This is a genomic window from Brachybacterium netajii (SeqCode), assembly GCF_054114245.1.
This window is the reverse complement of record NZ_JBSYXB010000001.1, coordinates 105,091-119,004: the sequence shown is the minus strand read 5'-3', so window position 1 is coordinate 119,004 and position 13,914 is coordinate 105,091. Positions and strand designations below refer to the sequence as shown.

The 13,914-nt window shown below is 72.2% G+C and carries 10 protein-coding genes and 1 pseudogene; 6 read left to right on the top strand and 5 right to left on the bottom strand.

The window, feature by feature from the left end; translation table 11 throughout:
* Nucleotides 1-10 precede the first annotated feature (10 nt).
* Nucleotides 11-628 (bottom strand): L-threonylcarbamoyladenylate synthase, encoded by a 618-nt coding sequence (locus ACXET9_RS00545; protein WP_457883865.1) that lies wholly within the window; start codon nucleotides 626-628, stop codon nucleotides 11-13.
* Nucleotides 629-662: 34 nt separating this feature from the next.
* Complete coding sequence (locus tag ACXET9_RS00540) at nucleotides 663-1,028, bottom strand: DUF952 domain-containing protein (protein WP_457883863.1); 366 nt, start codon at nucleotides 1,026-1,028, stop codon at nucleotides 663-665.
* Between the two features lie 24 nt (nucleotides 1,029-1,052).
* Between ACXET9_RS00540 and ACXET9_RS00535 the strand changes: the two genes are divergently transcribed.
* The 4 genes and pseudogenes from ACXET9_RS00535 to ACXET9_RS00520 form a co-directional block, all read left to right on the top strand.
* A complete protein-coding gene (locus ACXET9_RS00535; protein WP_457883861.1) occupies nucleotides 1,053-1,406 on the top strand; it encodes a GNAT family N-acetyltransferase in 354 nt (117 codons plus the stop codon).
* Nucleotides 1,403-1,903 (top strand): low molecular weight protein-tyrosine-phosphatase, encoded by a 501-nt coding sequence (locus tag ACXET9_RS00530; protein WP_457883860.1) that lies wholly within the window; start codon nucleotides 1,403-1,405, stop codon nucleotides 1,901-1,903. Before ACXET9_RS00535 ends, ACXET9_RS00530 begins: the two co-directional genes overlap by 4 nt.
* Complete coding sequence (locus tag ACXET9_RS00525) at nucleotides 1,900-3,351, top strand: amidase (RefSeq protein WP_457883859.1); 1,452 nt, start codon at nucleotides 1,900-1,902, stop codon at nucleotides 3,349-3,351. The genes ACXET9_RS00530 and ACXET9_RS00525 overlap by 4 nt, the downstream gene beginning before the upstream one ends.
* Nucleotides 3,348-3,761 (top strand): annotated as a pseudogene (locus ACXET9_RS00520) (RNA-binding S4 domain-containing protein); the annotation flags it as partial. The gene ACXET9_RS00525 and the pseudogene ACXET9_RS00520, both read left to right, overlap by 4 nt.
* A gap of 153 nt (nucleotides 3,762-3,914) precedes the next feature.
* On the opposite strand, the gene ACXET9_RS00515 reads toward ACXET9_RS00520, so the two are convergent.
* Nucleotides 3,915-5,315 carry a PrsW family glutamic-type intramembrane protease gene (locus ACXET9_RS00515; protein ID WP_457883857.1) on the bottom strand — a complete coding sequence of 467 codons (1,401 nt, stop codon included), beginning with the start codon at nucleotides 5,313-5,315 and terminating at the stop codon, nucleotides 3,915-3,917.
* Between the two features lie 343 nt (nucleotides 5,316-5,658).
* Between ACXET9_RS00515 and ACXET9_RS00510 the strand changes: the two genes are divergently transcribed.
* Nucleotides 5,659-8,370, top strand: coding sequence for an ATP-dependent Clp protease ATP-binding subunit (locus ACXET9_RS00510; protein WP_457883855.1), 2,712 nt, complete (start codon nucleotides 5,659-5,661; stop codon nucleotides 8,368-8,370).
* 74 nt (nucleotides 8,371-8,444) lie between these two features.
* Complete coding sequence (locus ACXET9_RS00505; RefSeq protein ID WP_457883854.1) at nucleotides 8,445-9,338, top strand: esterase/lipase family protein; 894 nt, start codon at nucleotides 8,445-8,447, stop codon at nucleotides 9,336-9,338.
* A 46-nt stretch (nucleotides 9,339-9,384) separates the two neighbouring features.
* On the opposite strand, the gene ACXET9_RS00500 is transcribed toward ACXET9_RS00505, so the two are convergent.
* Both ACXET9_RS00500 and leuS read right to left on the bottom strand, forming a co-directional pair.
* Nucleotides 9,385-10,710 carry a hypothetical protein gene (locus tag ACXET9_RS00500; RefSeq protein WP_457883852.1) on the bottom strand — a complete coding sequence of 442 codons (1,326 nt, stop codon included), beginning with the start codon at nucleotides 10,708-10,710 and terminating at the stop codon, nucleotides 9,385-9,387.
* Nucleotides 10,711-10,948: 238 nt separating this feature from the next.
* The gene (gene leuS, locus ACXET9_RS00495; protein ID WP_457883850.1) at nucleotides 10,949-13,891 is read right to left on the bottom strand and encodes a leucine--tRNA ligase; all 2,943 of its coding nucleotides are present in this window, start codon (nucleotides 13,889-13,891) and stop codon (nucleotides 10,949-10,951) included.
* Nucleotides 13,892-13,914 lie beyond the last annotated feature (23 nt).

The following is a 13,914-nucleotide window of genomic DNA, read 5'->3' as shown; positions in this document are numbered from 1 at the left end:
ACGCGATGGATCAGAAGCGGTCCGGGTCGCCCGCGCCCTCGCGGGCGATGACGACCTCGCCCTTCGAGAGGTCGACGACGGTCGTCGGCTCCACCCCCACCTCTCCGGCGTCGATGATGACATCGACCTGCTGGTCCAGCAGATCCTGGACCACCCAGGCCTCCGACGGCGGCTGCTCCTGCCCCGGCAGCAGCAGGGTCGAGGACACGATGGGCTCGCCGAGCGCCTCCACCAGCGCATGCGCCACCCGATGCTCGGGGATGCGCACGCCGACGGTGTGCTTCTTCGGATGCGCCATCCGTCGCGGCACCTCTCTGGTGGCCGGCAGGATGAAGGTGTACGGGCCCGGTGTCGCGTTCTTGACCAGCCGGAACATCGGGTTGGAGACCAGCACGAACTGGCCCAGCTGCGCGAAGTCCGCGCAGACGAGGGTGAAGTTGTGGTCCTTGCCCAGCTGGCGGATCCGCCGGATCCGCTCGAGGCCCTCATGGGCGTCGAGCGTGCACCCGAGGGCGTAGCAGGAGTCGGTCGGGTAGGCGATCAGCCCTCCGGACCGCAGGACCTCGACGGTCTGATCGATCAGCCGCTGCTGCGGGTCGACGGGATGGATGTCCAGGTAACGGGCCATGCTCGATGCTACGCCGACGGGCGGCGTCGGGGCATCACGCGACGACGACGAACTCGCGGCCTATCCACTTCGTGCGCCGCAGGCGCAGCACGGCGCCGATCGGCAGCGGTCCCTTGACATGCGGATATCCGCGGCCGCGGCCCTTGTCGTCGGCCTCGATGTCCACGGCGATCCCCTCGGCCTCGACCCGGGCGACGTCGATCTCGAGGATCACCAGATCATCGGGGCGGTCGGGGTACACGCGCTTGGCGACCATCGAGACCTGCTCGGGCCAGCAGGCGTGGACGAAGCCGACCTCGTCGAGCTCGCAGCCGCGGGTGGACTGCGTGTACGCGCCATCGCGCACTGCCGCCTCCCAGGCGGGCAGCGCGGTGATGTGCCAGATCAGGGGCGCGGGCATGATCGGCAGTGTACCGTGACCGGCATGGATGACAGCTCCGTCGCACCCGGCGAGACGCGCCTGGTCCACGACACCGACCGTGACCGGTACGAGGCTCACCGCGGCGAGGAGGTCCTCGGAGTGCTCCAGTACGGGGACGTGGCCGACCCCGACGACGGAGGGCCCCGCCTGAGGGACCTCCGCTCCACCGTGGTCGCGCCCGAGCACTCGGGTCAGGGCATCGGCTCTATGCTCGTGCGCTTCGCGCTCGACGACATCCGCGCCTCCGGACTGCGCGCGCAGCCGACGTGCTGGTTCGTGCGCGGCTGGATCCAGCGCCATCCCGACTATCACGACCTGCTCGCCGATGCCGCCGACCTCGGCGAGGAGACCCGATGACGGTCCGCGTCCTCACGGTCTGCACGGGCAACATCTGCCGCTCGCCGATGGCGGAGCTCCTCCTCCGCCGTGCGCTCGAGCAGGAGGGCCTCGCGGAGAAGGTCGCCGTCGCGAGCGCCGGGACCACCCGCTGGGAGGTCGGCAATCCGATCGATCCGCGCGCCGGGGCGCTGCTGGCCGCGCACGGCATCGACTCCTCCGCCCACGTCGCCCGGGCGGCGACGCGGGAGGAGCTCGCCGCTGCGGACCTCGTCCTCGCGCTCGACCACGACCATGTCGGCCCGCTCGAACGGATGATGGGGGAGACACTCGGCGGGCGCCTGCGGATGGTGCGCGACTTCGATCCCGCCGGTCCCGCGGACACCGGCATCCGCGACCCCTGGTACGGCGACGAGAGCGACTTCGAGATCACCCGGCAGCAGATCGACTCCGCGCTCGAGGGCATCGTCGCGCATGTCCGCGAGCTGGCCGAGGACACGAGGGAGGACCGCGCATGACCGGCGCGCCGCTCGGAGCGCTCGAGCTCGCCGACGCCTTCCGTCGCGGCGACGTCGACGTGCGCGAGCACACCGAGACGGTCCTCGCCGGCGCCCGCACCGTCGGCGCGCGCGTCGGTGCGTTCGCCCACGTCCTCGAGGAGCGCAGCCGCCGCCAGGCCGAGACCGCGGCCATGAGGATCGCCGCTGCCCGACGTGCCGGGGCGGACGCCCTCGCCGATCTGGCCGATGCCGCACCCCTGCTCGGGGTGCCGTTGCCCATCAAGGACCTGGCGCGCGTCGAGGGCGAGCCCTTCGAGGGCGGCAGCGCCGTCATGGCGGGCTATCGGGCCGAGGCCACGGACGGCGTCGCCGAGCGGATCCTCGAGGCCGGCACGGTGACCATCGGCAAGACCTCCACCCCCGAGTTCGGCATGCCCTGCTACACCGAGCCCGCCACCGGCGCTCCCGCGCGCACGCCCTGGGATCCGCGGCGCACTGCGGGCGGCTCCAGCGGAGGGGCGGGCGCCGCGCTCGCCGCCGGGATCGTCCCCCTCGCCCACGGCGGCGACGGCGGCGGATCGATCCGCATCCCGGCCGCGTGCTGCGGGGTCGTCGGCCTCAAGCCGTCCCGCGGCGTCGTCTCCACGGGGCCGCTGGTGACGGAGGGCCTGGGCCTCGCTGTCGAGGGGATGCTCGCCCGCAGCGTCCGCGATGCCGCCGCCGGCCTCGACCTCATCGCCGGACCGCGCGCCGGGGACTTCCACGCCGCGCCCGTCCACCACGGCTCCTATCTCGCCGACTGCGACGGAGCGGTCCGCCCGCTGCGGATCGGTGTGCTCACCGAGCCGATCGCCGCGGAGGCCGACATCCATCCCGCCGCCCTGCGCGGGCTCGAGCGAGCGGTCGCCCTGCTGGAGGGGCTCGGCCATGAGACGGTGCGGATCCCCGCCCCGTTCGGCGCCGAGCAGTGGCGCGCGTTCATGCCGCTGTGGTCCGTCGGCGCGGCGACGATCCCCGTGCCGCCGGAGGCCGAGAGCACGCTGATGCCGTTGACCCGCTGGCTGCGCGCACGGGGACGGGAGTTCAGCGCCGTCGACCTCGCGGAGGCTTTCGGCGCCGTCCAGCAGCTGGTGCGCAGCACCGCCGCGGCCTTCGCGGGTCTGGACGCGGTGATCACGCCGTCCCTCTCGGGTCCGCCCGCGTTCCCCGCGGACCTCCAGCTGGAGGATCCGGCGGCGGACTTCGACGCCCAGTGCGCCTTCACCCCGTGGACGAGCACCTGGAACATGACCGGCAGCCCGGCGCTCAGCCTGCCGCTGCACCGCGAGGAGATCGACGGGACGCTGCTGCCGTTCGGCGTGCAGCTCGGGGGAGTGCGCATCGGCGACGAGCCGCTCCTGCTGGCCCTCGCCGCGCAGCTCGAGGCCGCCGACCCCTGGCCGCTCGTGCCGACGTCGGCGGCATGAGCGCCGCGGCCTCCTCATCCGCCGGTGCCTCCTGGACAGCGGATTCTGCACCGGCCTCCGTGCGGCTGGACGTGTGGCTGTGGAGCGCACGGCTCTTCCCGACCCGCTCGGCGGCGACCGCCGCCTGCCGCGCCGGACATGTGCGCCGCAACGGAGACCCGACGAAGGCGGCGCAGCAGGTGACCGTCGGCGACGAGCTGCGCGTGCGCTCACCGGGGCGGGAGAAGATCGTGGTGATCCGTCAGATCCTCGTCAAGCGCGTCGGCGCCCCGATCGCCCGCGAGGCCTACGAGGACCGCAGCCCGGAACCGGCCCCGCAGCTGATGGCCCCTCCACCGCGGCGGGACCGCGGCACCGGCCGCCCCACGAAGCGGGAGCGACGGGAGCTGGATCGTCTGCGCGGACGGGATTCCGCGCTCCACGGGTCCGAGCGCGGCGACGAGCACGATCGCGACGAGGTCGGTCCGCACGAGCGTCGGCGTCGACGCCTCGACGACTGACATGCCAGGGCCCGCGGAGGGAACCGGCCGCGGGCCCTCGCACGTCGCGCAGAAGGATCCGCCTCAGCGGTGGGAGTGCAGCAGGGCGGCGCGGTTGTCGGTGAGCCGCTGCAGCAGCGACGCCTCCTGGGCGACGACCTTCGGGTTCGCGCCGTCGGCCAGGAGCCGCTGGCGGACGGAGGCGAGGTCCGCGCTCTCGCGGATGAACCTCTTCATGAGCGGCTTGGCGCCCATCTGCGCGGCCCAGCGCCGCCCCTCGCGGCGACCCTTCCAGGTGGCGAGCATGGTGACCTCCTCATGGGTCAGCCAGCCCTGGTTCGCGTAGTCGCCCAGGCGCACCCGGGTCAGGCGCGACTCGTCGAAGACGAGATAGACGATCAGCCCCAGCCAGATGAGGGACAGCACCGCCTCGGCGGCGAACAGCAGGAGCATCACGATGGTGCTCGTAATCAGCGAGGCCCCGAGGTTCCATCCCCCGTGGAGGAGCATGCCGGGGATCACGGCGACGATGAAGGAGAGCGCGCCGGGGATCGTGCCCCAGCGGCGGACGATCATGCCCATCACCACACCGGTGAGGGAGGTGTAGATGGCGTGGCCGAAGATGTTCAGCACGCCGCGGATCCCGACGAGGAAGAACAGGCTCTCGGCGCCGGAGGCCTCGACCTGGCGCGTGTAGTAGAGGATGTTCTCGGTGAAGGCGAAGCCGCCGCCGATCAGGGTGCCGTAGATCAGGCCGTCCAGCGGTCCGTTGAAGTACCGCCGGGCGAGGAGCATCAGCAGGATCAGACCGGCGCCCTTGCTGGACTCCTCGACGAGCGGTGCGCTGATGACAGCGGTCAGGGTGTCGGTGAGCTCCTCGTTGCCGGTGACCGTGTAGAAGATCACGCCGTTGAGCGTGTTGAGGACGTAGGAGATCCCGGCTGCGATCGCCGCGCCCCAGAGCACCGCGATCAGCAGCAGGAGCTTGGGCTGCGGATCCCAGCGGTCGGCCACCGTGATCGTCCCGATGATCACGATGAGCGAGATGAGCGCCAGGAACGCCGACAGGGGCCACCAGATCGGGCTCGAGCTCGCAAACACCACGAACTCGAGGAAGGACAGGCCCAGCACGACCAGCAGGGCGATGCCGAGCACGATCGCGATGATCCACACCAGGACGCCGACGACGGGGACGGCCGCCGGCTTCTGGCCGATCTCCTCGATGCGCCGCGTCTGGGTCGACCAGGCCGAATGCGGCTGCGCGGTCGCCGGCCGGTCGATCTGCGCCGGGGCGAAGCGCGCGGCGGTGAGAGGACCTGCCGGGCGCACCGAGGTGTCGTAGGCGCGGGGCGTGCCGTAGTCGACGAAGCGGGGCTGGGACTGGAAGGACGGCGCGCCGCTGGGGGCGGCGGACGCCCCCGGACGAGGACGGGCGCCGGGCGCCGCACGGCCGTGCGCGGGGTCGGAGGAGGGGTACTGGGACATCGGGGCCTCGGATTCGGCGTCGGGACTGCGGGGTGTGCTCGGTGCGGTGCGATGCTACCGGGGACGGGACCATCGTCCCCGATTCGCGAGCGCTCCGCGTGGCGTTGTGGATGAACGATGCGTGAGGAGGGTGCGCGACCGGGGCGAGAGCGGATCGAGAGCGGATCGGGAGCAGATGAGGCATCGACGAACAGAGTTGAGCGGAATAGACTCAACTTCGTCGACGTTGAGGAGGAGCGAGCAGGACGGACGGGAGCGCATCCGAGCGCCCCCGTCGCCTCTGAGAGCGTCCGCTCGCGCAGTCCCATCGGTCCGCGCCCCCGACCGGTTCGAGAGGAGTCCCATGGAGTTCCAGTTCACCACCAGGAGCCAGGAGGCCGTCGCCGCCGCCGCGCAGCGCGCCGCCGAGCTCGGAAACCCCCAGATCAGCCCGTTGCATCTGCTCGTGCCCCTCGCCGCGCAGACCGACGGGATCGCCCGCGCCGCCCTGGTCGAGGTCGGCGCGGATCCCTCGGAGGTCCTCGAACGCGCCGGACGCGCCGTCGAGGCCCTGCCTCGCGTCAGCGGCGCGGCCTCCCATCCCACCTTCGTGGGCGCGGGCTTCGACGCGCTCGAAGCGGCCCGGCATGAGGCCGATGCCCAGCACCGCACCTATCTGTCCACCGAGCACCTCCTGATCGGCATCGCGCTCGGCTCGGACGACGCGGCCCGCCTGCTCGCCGACCTCGGCGCGGGACCGGCCCTGCTGCGCGATGCCGTCGAACGACTCACCGCAGGAGACGATCGCATGAGCACGGACACCCAGAACCCCGAGGGCACCTTCAAGAGCCTCGAGAAGTTCGGCATCGACCTCACCGAGCAGGCCCGCGAGGGCCGGCTCGATCCCGTCATCGGCCGCGACGGCGAGATCCGCCGGGTGGTCCAGGTGCTGAGCCGACGCACCAAGAACAACCCCGTCCTGATCGGCGAGCCCGGCGTCGGCAAGACCGCCGTCGTCGAGGGACTCGCCCAGCGCATCGTCGCGGGCGACGTGCCCGATTCCCTGCGCGGCAAGCGGCTGATCTCCCTGGACCTGTCCTCGATGGTCGCCGGCTCCAAGTACCGCGGGGAGTTCGAGGAGCGCATGAAGGCCGTCCTCGACGAGATCCGCACCAGCGAGGGCCAGGTCATCACCTTCATCGACGAGCTCCACACCGTCGTCGGCGCCGGCGGCGGGGGCGACGGCGCGATGGACGCCGGCAACATGCTCAAGCCCATGCTCGCTCGCGGCGAGCTGCGGATGGTCGGCGCGACCACCCTCGACGAGTACCGCGAGAACATCGAGAAGGATCCGGCGCTCGAGCGCCGCTTCCAGCAGGTCTTCGTCGGAGAGCCCAGCGTCGAGGACACGATCACGATCCTGCGCGGCCTCAAGGACAAGTACGAGGCGCACCACAAGGTGTCGATCACCGATGCCGCGCTCGTGGCCGCCGCGACCCTCTCGGACCGCTACATCTCCGGGCGCCAGCTGCCCGACAAGGCCATCGACCTGGTCGACGAGGCGGCCTCGCGCCAGCGCATGGAGCTGGACTCCTCGCCCGAGGAGCTCGACATCCTGCGCCGGCAGGTCGACCGTCTGAAGATGGAGGAGCTCGCGCTGCAGGGCAGCGACGACCCCGGCAGCATCGCCCGGCTGGAGTCCGTGCGCTCGCAGCTCGCCGACCGCGGCGAGCGGATGACCGCGCTGTCGGCCCGCTGGGAGCGGGAGAAGGCCGGGCTGAACCTCGTCGGCGACCTCAAGGCTCAGCTCGAGCAGCTGCGCATGCAGGCCGACCGGGCCCAGCGCGAGGGCGACCTGACGGCCGCCTCGAAGATCCTCTACGGCGACATCCCGGCCCTGAAGTCCCAGCTGCACGAGGCCGAGGAGAACGAGGCCCGCGGCGAGACCGTCGACGGGGAGCGCCCGCTGGTCGCGGACCACGTCGGGCCCGACGACATCGCCGATGTCGTCGGCTCCTGGACGGGGATCCCCGCCGGGCGCCTGCTGCAGTCCGAGACCCAGAAGCTCCTGGAGATGGAGGACATCATCGGGAAGCGGCTGATCGGGCAGCGGCGCGCCGTCACGGAGGTCTCCGATGCCGTCCGTCGCGCCCGTGCCGGGATCGCGGACCCGAACCGTCCGACGGGCTCCTTCCTGTTCCTCGGACCCACGGGCGTGGGGAAGACCGAGCTCGCGAAGGCGCTCGCCGAGTTCCTCTTCGACGACGAGCGGGCGATGATCCGCATCGACATGTCCGAGTACGGGGAGAAGCACAGCGTGTCCCGCCTGGTCGGCGCCCCTCCGGGGTATGTCGGCTACGACGAGGGAGGCCAGCTGACGGAGGCCGTCCGACGCCGCCCCTATTCGGTGGTCCTGCTCGACGAGATCGAGAAGGCGCATCCGGACGTCTTCGACATCCTCCTGCAGGTCCTCGACGACGGCCGCCTGACCGACGGCCAGGGACGGACGGTGGACTTCCGCTCGACCATCCTCATCCTCACCTCGAACCTCGGCGCGCACTTCCTGCAGGACCAGCTGCTGTCCGAGAAGGAGCGCCACGAGAAGGTCATGCAGGTGGTGCGGGCCTCCTTCAAGCCGGAGTTCCTCAACCGCCTCGACGACGTCGTCATGTTCGACGCCCTGGACCGGGCGGAGCTCGCGCGGATCGTCGCCCTGCAGGTGGCCTCCGTCGGGAAGCGCCTCGAGGATCGGCGCATCGTGCTCGACGTGTCCGAGGAGGCGATCTCCTGGCTCGCCGCCGAGGGATGGGACCCCGCCTACGGCGCCCGACCTCTCAAGCGACTCGTCCAGAAGGAGATCGGGGACTCCCTCGCCCGCATGATCCTCCGCGGCGAGATCGCCGACGGGGAGACAGTCCGCGTCGACCAGGACGGCGGGGCCCTGCGTCTCACCGTGCTCCCGGAGGCGACGGTCCGCGCCGCTGCCGAGGCGCTCGAGACCGCTGAGGCGAGTGAGGCGGACGGGACGAGCGGGGCGGACGGAGCCGACGACGGTCGTCGCGGCCAGGACGGCTGAGCGCCGGATGCTCAGGATCGGGCTCGTCCCGCGGTGTCGCGGGACGAGCCCGATCCGCCTCCTACGATGGGGCCGTGCTCCATGACGCTCCTCGCTCCTCTGCTCAGCCCGCGGCGCAGCCCCCGGCCGCGTCCGCGCCGGAGCCGGCCCTCGGGGCCGACTCGCGGCGTCCGCGGATGACGGCGTCGGCCGCGCTGCGCGACTGGATCGTCGGCGGACTGGACTGGGTGAAGGCTCTCCTGCCGCGACGGGCATCGGCCGCGGCGCAGCCCGCGTCGCCGCTGGGCGGGCGCCCGAGCGCCTCCGCGGAGGGCGTCTCCCGGGCGAGCGGTCCGGGAGAGAGCTCGGCCTGCGGACGCACGACGGTGCTGGTCCTCCCGGGAATCCTGGAGAACGACCGGTATCTGCGCCCGCTGCTGGCGCACCTGGGGGCGCAGGGGCACCATGTGGTCACGGTGCCGCGACTGGGACTGAACCTCCGCACCGTCGAGACATCCCTCGAGCTGGCCTTCGCCGCCCTGGAGGCCGCGGGGCGCCCCGAGACCGTGATCCTCGCGCATTCCAAGGGAGGGCTCATCGGACGGGCGATGCTGTCCGATCCCCGCTCCCACGGTGCGCTGCACGGGATGGTCGCGATCGCCGCACCGTTCCACGGCTCGCTGCTGTGGCCGCGGGTGCAGGAGACCCGCCTCGTGCAGGCGTCCCCGCTGGGACTCTTCCATCCGCGCAGCCGGCACCTCTCCCGCACGGACCGGCCGCATCCGTCGGACGCCCGCATCGTCTCGCTGCTCCCGCGGGGCGACCAGGTCGTGACCGAGGGGTCGGCGCTGGACGGGGCGCGCAACATCGAGCTGCCGGTCGCCGGTCATTTCGGATCCGTCCACGATCCCGCCTGCTGGGACCTCGTGCACACCGAGCTCGACGCTATCGCGGCCCGAAGCTCGGACGGGACGCTCCGCACGCGCTGACCGTCGCAGGACGACGCGTGCGCTCCCCGTGCAGCAGGAGCCGCCATCACTCGTCCCACGGCGTGCGGATGTACTCACGACGCAGGGCGTAGAGCTGTTCGGTGTCGGTCACATCGTCGATGAAGCCTTCGACGCGGTCGCCGTACCCGACGAGGCGATCCTCGGTGCCGCGCAGGGACTCGGCCGCCTCCGGGCTGAACGGCTCGACGATGTCGCCCACTCCGCCGACCGCCCCGCCGGCCGCATCGAACGTCGAGGGGATCCCGTTCGCCGTGACCCGATCCGCCAGCACCCCGATATGCCGGTACCCGCCGCGCTCGATCGCCCCGATCGCCGCGCCGGCGTCCCGATCGCCGATCGCCTCGGAGACCTCCTGACCGGTCTGCTGGTAGTTGGCGATCTCCTCGTCGACGCTCGTGAGCAGCTGGCGGGCCATCGAGCGCTCACCGATCACCGGCTCGCTCAGCGCCAGCGAGATCCGACCGGCACCGACCGCCGGCAGCGCGGCGGTCATGCCGGCCGCGCGGGCGTTCCCCTCGATCTCGTCGAGCGTTGCGTGCTGGAGGTCGTGCAGCCCGATGGCCTGCTGGACCGTGCTGACGCCGGGGATGTGCGCGGCGATCGTCCGGCGACGCTGCTCGGCGAGCTGCAGCTGCTCGGGGTCGATCCTGTACTCGCCGCCGTCGGGGACGGGGTAGCGGGGCATCCTCGCGAGCCCCTCGCCCAGCGTCTTCACCGTGCCGACGGGATCGATGCTGCCGTAGCCCGTGCCGCCGATCGTCGGCCCCATCGGCCCGCCGATCATCGGTCCCCAGTCCACGCTGCCGCCCGTCGGTTCGCCTGCCGTGCCTGCACCGTGCCCGCCGGCGGCCGGCCCCATCGGTCCGCCGATGGCCGGCCCCCAGGACTCGACGCCGCCCGTCGGCACGTCCGTCGTCCCCACGCCGGAGCCGCCGGCGCCCCCGGAGCCGAGGCCCGGCGCGGGAGCGGGTCCGGTCTCGCCCGTCCGCCCGGACAGGGGATGCCAGTCGGGAAGCTCCGTGCGCAGCGAGGGCGAGGCCGCCCCGGCACCCAGCCCGGCGCGCCCGGTCCCCAGGCCGCCGGACTCCGCGGCCGAGGCGTCGTCCTGCGCGGCCGCCTCCCCGTCGAGCGCCTCGCCGTGGTCGCCGACGGCCGCCCCGATCCCCTCGAGATCGGCGAGGACCGAGCGCGCAGTCTCGCGGTGGGCGTCGGCGTCGGGGCCCTCCCAGGCCACCGCGGTCGAGCTCGAGCGCAGCAGCTCGATCAGGCGTCGGAGCCGTTCGGCCGCCTCGATGAAGCGATCGGCCAGAGCAAGCATGTCGTCGGTGTCGCATCCCCAGATCTCGTCCATGCGCCGACCGTAGAGGGGAGCCGCCGCCAGGATCCCGCGAGCACCCGCGATTGTGGACGACGGGGCGTTGGGGAGGAGTACTCGCGCAGCGCGGACCGCACCGGATGCGCGCCTGTCCGGATGAGCACCGCGCCGGACGCGCACCGCCCCGAGACGCGGCACCGCCCCGGGGCCGCAAGGGCTCCGGGGCGGTGCTGGCGCCGGCCGTCGGCCCCGCGCAGGGGCCGCGGCGCAGAGGTCACACGACGATGTTGACGATCTTCGGCGCGCGCACGATGACCTTGCGGACGGTCTGCCCCTCGAGCAGCTGCTGCACCCGCTCCTCGGCGAGGACGAGCGCCTCCAGATCGGCCTCGGAGATCTCCGGGTCGACCTCCAGCTTGTGCCGGACCTTGCCCTTGATCTGGACGACGCAGACCACCGCGTCGGCCTTCAGCAGCTCGGGATCGGCCACCGGGTAGCCGACGCGGGCGAGGGAGCCCTCGTGGCCCAGCCGGCTCCACAGCTCCTCGGCCATGTGCGGGGCGAAGGGCGAGGCCATCAGGATCAGCGGCTCGACCGCGGCGCGGGACGCGCGGGTGCCGTCCGAGGCCGCCTTCGTCAGGTGGTTCACCAGCTCGATGAGCTTCGCGATCGCGGTGTTGAACTGCATCGCGGTCATGTCGCGGGTGACGCCGTCGATGGTCCGGTGGACCGCCTGCAGGGTCGAGGTCGAGGCGGCGTCGTCGGAGACCAGCAGCTCGCCGGTCTCCTCGTCGACGACCAGGCGCCACAGCCGCTGGAGGAAGCGCTGCGAGCCGACCACGGCGCGGGTCTCCCAGGGGCGGGAGAGGTCCAGCGGACCCATCGACATCTCGTACACGCGCAGCGTGTCCGCGCCGTACTCCTCGTACATCTGGTCGGGGGTCACGGAGTTCTTGAGCGACTTGCCCATCTTCCCGTACTCCTGGGAGACGGGCGCCCCCTCGTAGGTGAAGGAGCCGTCGGCCTCCTCGACGACCTCGTCGGCCGGCACGTAGACGCCGCGCGCATCGGTGTAGGCGAAGGCCTGGATGTAGCCCTGGTTGAAGAGCCGGTGGAACGGCTCCTGGCTCGAGACGTCGCCGCGATCGAACAGCACCTTGTGCCAGAACCGCGAGTACAGCAGGTGTAGGACGGCATGCTCGACGCCGCCGACGTACAGGTCCACGCCGCCGACGCCGCCGTCCTCGCGGGCGCCCAGCCAGTACTCCTCGTTCTCGGCGCGCACCAGGTGGTCGTCGTCGCCGGGATCGATGTACCGCAGCTGGTACCAGGAGGACCCGGCCCAGTTGGGCATCGTGTTGGTCTCGCGCAGGTAGGTCCGGGGGCCCTGCCCCAGGTCCAGCTCGACCTCGACCCAGTCCTCGGCCCGCGACAGCGGCGTCTGCGGCTCGGTGTCCGCATCGGTCGGGTCGAAGGTCTTCGGCGAGAAGTCCGCGACCTCGGGCAGATCGACGGGCAGCATCGACTCGGGCAGCGCGATCGGCTCGTGCGGGTGCTCGGGGTCGTAGACGACCGGGAAGGGCTCGCCCCAGTAGCGCTGGCGGGAGAACAGCCAGTCGCGCAGACGATACGTGGTGCGGGCGCGGCCGAAGCCCTTCTCGGTCGCGTAGCGGGTGGCGCGGGCCTTGGCCTCGTCCTTGTCCAGGCCGTCGAGGTCCAGGTCGCCGTTCGAGGAGTTGATCTTCTCGCCGTCGCCCGTCCAGGCACCGCCCTCGAAGCCCTCCGGAGGGCGGACCGTGCGGATGATCGGGAGCTCGAACCGCTCGGCGAAGGCGTAGTCGCGCTCGTCCTCCGCGGGGACGGCCATGATCGCGCCGGTCCCGTACCCGGTCAGCACGTAGTCGGCGGTGAAGACGGGCAGCTCGCGGCCGTCCATCGGGTTCTTCGCGAACAGGCCGGTGAAGACGCCGGTCTTCTCGCGATCGTCGGCGGTGCGCTCGGCATCGTCGAGCGCGGCGGCGCGCGCCTGATAGGCGGCCACGGCCTCGCGGGGGGTCGCCGCACCGCCGGTCCAGGCGTCGAGGGTGCCCTCGGGCCAGGCCGACGGCAGGGTCGCGTCCTCGTCCAGCAGCGCGTGCTCGGGGGAGAGCACGCAGAAGGTCGCGCCGAACAGGGTGTCGGCGCGGGTGGTGAACACGTCGAAGGCGGCGGTCTCAGCGGTCTCAGCAGTCTCAGCGCCGACGACCGCGAAGGTGATCTGCGCGCCGTGGCTGCGCCCGATCCAGTTGCGCTGCATGGAGCGCACGGCCTCGGGCCAGTCCACGCGGTCGAGATCGTCGATCAGGCGGTCCGAGTAGGCCGTGATGCGCATGTTCCACTGGCGCAGACGGCGGGTGAACACGGGGAAGTTGCCGCGCTCGGAGCGGCCCTCGGCAGTGACCTCCTCGTTCGCCAGCACGGTGCCGAGGCCCGGGCACCAGTTCACCGGGGTCTCGGAGATGTAGGCCAGGCGGAACGCGCCCACGAGCTCCTCGATCGCGGCGTCGTCGGCCCCCGGGACGTCGGCGACCGTGCGGCCGGACCAGGTCTCGGGCAGCTCGATGCCCTGGCGCTCGGCGAGGGCGAAGGGGTCCACGCTGCCGTCGCGCAGGCCCGTGCGCAGCTCGGCGACGGGGCGCGCGCGGCCGACGACGCCGTCGGCGTTCGGCGCCTCGGGGTCGTACCAGGAGTCGAAGATCCGCAGGAAGATCCACTGCGTCCACTTCACGAACTCGGGGTCCGTGGTGGCCAGCGAGCGGCGCGGGTCGTGGGACAGGCCCAGCCGGTGCAGCTGGCGGCGCATGTTGGCGACGTTCGCCTCGGTGGTCTGCCGCGGATGGGTGCCGGTCTGGACGGCGTACTGCTCGGCCGGCAGGCCGAAGGCGTCGTAGCCCATCGTGTACAGGACGTTCTTGCCCATCATGCGCTGGTGGCGGGCGACGACGTCGGTCGCGATGTAGCCCAGCGGGTGGCCCACGTGCAGCCCGGTCCCGGAGGGGAAGGGGAACATGTCCATGATGTAGGACTTCTCGGGCAGGTCGGCGGCGGGGGTGCCATCCGAGAGCGCGCCGACGGGGTTGACGGCATGGAACGTGCCGTCCTCGTCCCAGCGCTGCTGCCAGCGCTGCTCGATCTCATCCGCCACCGCGGCGGTGTAGCGGTACGGTGCCTCGCTCATGGGCGATCGTCTCCCCGGGTTCT

What these genes read in the sequence shown, in the direction of transcription:
- ACXET9_RS00500 (WP_457883852.1), bottom strand. Translation starts at nt 10,710, where the DNA reads ATGGACGAGATCTGGGGATGCGACACCGACGACATGCTTGCTCTGGCC.
- ACXET9_RS00525 (WP_457883859.1), top strand. Translation starts at nt 1,900, where the DNA reads ATGACCGGCGCGCCGCTCGGAGCGCTCGAGCTCGCCGACGCCTTCCGT.
- ACXET9_RS00515 (WP_457883857.1), bottom strand. Translation starts at nt 5,315, where the DNA reads ATGTCCCAGTACCCCTCCTCCGACCCCGCGCACGGCCGTGCGGCGCCC.
- ACXET9_RS00510 (WP_457883855.1), top strand. Translation starts at nt 5,659, where the DNA reads ATGGAGTTCCAGTTCACCACCAGGAGCCAGGAGGCCGTCGCCGCCGCC.
- ACXET9_RS00530 (WP_457883860.1), top strand. Translation starts at nt 1,403, where the DNA reads ATGACGGTCCGCGTCCTCACGGTCTGCACGGGCAACATCTGCCGCTCG.
- ACXET9_RS00535 (WP_457883861.1), top strand. Translation starts at nt 1,053, where the DNA reads ATGGATGACAGCTCCGTCGCACCCGGCGAGACGCGCCTGGTCCACGAC.
- ACXET9_RS00540 (WP_457883863.1), bottom strand. Translation starts at nt 1,028, where the DNA reads ATGCCCGCGCCCCTGATCTGGCACATCACCGCGCTGCCCGCCTGGGAG.
- leuS (WP_457883850.1), bottom strand. Translation starts at nt 13,891, where the DNA reads ATGAGCGAGGCACCGTACCGCTACACCGCCGCGGTGGCGGATGAGATC.
- ACXET9_RS00545 (WP_457883865.1), bottom strand. Translation starts at nt 628, where the DNA reads ATGGCCCGTTACCTGGACATCCATCCCGTCGACCCGCAGCAGCGGCTG.